Genomic DNA, 2800 nt, shown 5'->3' with positions numbered 1-2800 from the left:
GAGCTGTCGGCCTTATCGATCTCGTCGAGGAGAAGCACCACGCCGTTCTTGGGATCGCAGCTTTCGGGCACCGGAGGCGCTGCTTCTCCAGCTCTCTCCGCCTGAGCCTCTGCATTCGACCAGTTGAAAGCCCACCACAAAGGCCCCGGCACCACGTAGTGGCCCTCGTCCGGCAGCTGCTCGCCGCTCTCGTCGGATCGGGACCGCGCCCCGGCCATCTGGGCATCCGCGAGCCGACGTACGGCGTCGAAGGTCCACAGTAGATCCCGACCCTCTGTGCGGGCATCGATGACCTCGGAAACAAAGGCTCTTCCCAGCTTCACCGCCGCCGCCCGGGCTAGCTGGCTCTTGCCCACTCCCGGTTCGCCGCGAATTAACAGCGGTCGACCTGCCGCAAGAGCGGCGTTGACAGCTTCGACGTCCTGTTGCTCAAAAACGTGAGTACCGGCGCGGGCACTGGAGAGAGTACCGAGTTTCAGATTCTCGGTTGGAAACGGGAGATACAGATTCATGAATCGTCTTCTTTCGATGTACGCTTTCCAAAGATCTTCACCAAGGCATTTCGAGTTTCGTTTTCATCTGCAACCTCTTCGAGATCCGGTTCAAGAATCACCTGGCGTAGCTCTGGGAGGATCTGTGCCAAGGATCTGAAGACCGCCTCATGACCCACATCGCTACCTGCATCTCGCAGCTGGTCTGGATCAGCCACGATGTAGTAGCGCAGATTTCTACTAGCCTCAGCGCGAATTCTGCTATTTAGAATCCTCAGGAATACCTCTTCCCACTTGCCAGGATTCATCTCTGGTACGCCATCCAAATCCAGGATCAAAGAAGAGTGAAAGAGGTGGTCGCCAGCTCGAGGTACTGCCTCCGCTAGGAAAAGCAAGGCTTGCCTACGTTCCTCCGGCCGGTCTGCCCATGCTCCGGAGAGCGCCATCCTATTCACTAGCTGTCCAGTCACGTCTCTAGCGCCCTGCTCTCCCGAGAGATCGGCACCCGATTCTGGAGGCAACGAAACCTGCAAAGGAGCCCGAATCCTTGAAGGATTCACAGACGACGCCTCCAAGCGCAGAGAGCGCCCGTCAATGGCCGCGCAGGCAACCTCCACTAGATCCCTGACGAGCAAGCGAATCCGAACCCTTGTCGCCGCAGAATGGGGCACTTCCGGCCCCAATCTCTGCCAAAACGATGCTGGCAGAGCATAGTCAACAAGAGTCTTAATTCTACTCCTAAGCTCAGGCGCCGATTTGGCTGAGTCGTCTCCATAGGCGCGCAATAGTGCAGTGGCGATGTCTACTAATTGACGGCCTCCGCACACTAAATCGATCAGTTCCTGGTCAGTTGGACCGCCACCCGTAGTGTCCGACCCTGTGCCGAGCGTCTGTCGCAGCCTGGCACAGACCTGCTGATCCATGTGGTTCTCGACCCCCTCTCGCAATCTCGTCCAACGCTCGTCCTCTTTGTTGAGCCCGAGAGCCTCCTTTTGATTGAGCCCAAGAGCCTCCTCGAAACCGTCAGCCCGGAAAAGAGACGGCACCGAGACCGCTTTGACGTAGGTCCCCTCGAAGACATGGACCGCCGAACGCAAGAGCCCCACTAAGGCCAACCCACCCGAACCACCGGTTCGAGTCAAGATTGGAGAACCGGAGATACCCTTCCATCCACCGGCTTTCTTCGGCTTACCGGACTTCATCGATACAGTGAAGCCGCCCTCAGCCTCGTCAACCAGATGAAAGCCCCCTCCGAGCGGCAAACGCTCCTCGGGCTTCTTCTCAGAGGACACATATCCAGCACCGCTCCAGCGGCCCTCCGCCAGGATGCTGGCCTTCTGGTAGCGTCTCCAGGAAGAAAGGCTCCCCTGGGGATCGGTCTCTAGGAGAACCGCATCAGGCCCGTCATATTCCTTCGCGGCAGGAGGGGGATGAGGCCAGACCACCTTCGCAGGGTTGGACTGCCAGCCGTCGCCGTCGGGATCCTGGACCTGTAACCCTTCGAGGTAGCCATACACGACATGCCAGCAGGTGAGGACCACGGTCGGGCTCAGCCGGAACCCTGAGCCGAGAAACTCCTGCCCACACATGATGCGTACATAGCGGGCGGCTTCGAGCTCAGCCATGAGTCAGGGCGGCGGGGCTAGTGCGCCGAGAGGTAGACATCGCCGTCCTCGTCGTCATCCACCAGCTTCGGTTCCAAGCTCAAACGGATCTTCTGCAGGCTCTGGCTAGCATAGCGGCCGCTGAGCTCCCCCGAGACATCGCCGGAAAGCACCCAGAACTTGATGCCGCCTCCCACCTTGCCCTTGGTGGTTACTTCCTTCTCCACTCCAACGTGGAGCTCCAGCTCCAACTCCTTGACCTGCAACCGCAGCTTCTCGTCCTTACCTGCCTCCATCGCCGTCAACAGCTGTCCTCGAAGTTCTTGAATCACCTGCGCCAGGGGAATCGTCGAGCTGGACATTGCGCGCTACGCCTCCTTCTTCGGTACCCGGTCTCTGAGACACCACGTTTTCTCGATTGCGATGTTGAGAGTTTATCGAAGGCGGCCAAAAGATGCATCGCAGCACCGGCACCGGATTCCAGGTAGGTCAGCCCGAAGCCCCGCGAGGGGTTGAAACCCCTCGCTACTCTATCGCGGCCTCCGTTCCGGAGGACGCCACCCCCGCCCGCCCCGGAGCCGGCCAGAGGCCGGCGCTCCCAGGGGCTCATTGCTTCGCTTTGCCAAAGCCGGCGGTCGCCTCACGCTCTCAGAGGGAACTATGCCCGGGGAAAACTCGCTCCGACGCTGGAGCATCGGAGCGAGT

Annotated in this window: 3 protein-coding genes; all 3 read right to left on the bottom strand. The window is 59.9% G+C overall.

Annotated features, from left to right (window positions below):
• The coding region (locus SX243_25760) for an AAA family ATPase (GenBank protein ID MDY7096397.1) at window positions 1-512 on the bottom strand (512 nt) is incomplete at its 3' end.
• Window positions 509-2116, bottom strand: coding sequence for a hypothetical protein (locus SX243_25755; protein ID MDY7096396.1), 1608 nt, complete (start codon window positions 2114-2116; stop codon window positions 509-511). The genes SX243_25755 and SX243_25760, both read right to left, overlap by 4 nt.
• Before the next feature lie 17 nt (window positions 2117-2133).
• Window positions 2134-2457 (bottom strand): trypco2 family protein, encoded by a 324-nt coding sequence (locus SX243_25750; protein ID MDY7096395.1) that lies wholly within the window; start codon window positions 2455-2457, stop codon window positions 2134-2136.
• Between the last annotated feature and the right edge of the window lie 343 nt (window positions 2458-2800).

The organism is Acidobacteriota bacterium, from assembly GCA_034211275.1.
Lineage (GTDB): Bacteria > Acidobacteriota > Thermoanaerobaculia > Multivoradales > JAHZIX01 > JAGQSE01.
The sequence above is the reverse complement of the archived record's forward strand: the minus strand, read 5'-3'. Positions and strand labels throughout refer to the sequence as shown.

Excerpts from the sequence above, each read along its gene's own strand:
- SX243_25750 (MDY7096395.1), bottom strand. The coding sequence starts at position 2,457 with ATGTCCAGCTCGACGATTCCCCTGGCGCAGGTGATTCAAGAACTTCGA.
- SX243_25755 (MDY7096396.1), bottom strand. The coding sequence starts at position 2,116 with ATGGCTGAGCTCGAAGCCGCCCGCTATGTACGCATCATGTGTGGGCAG.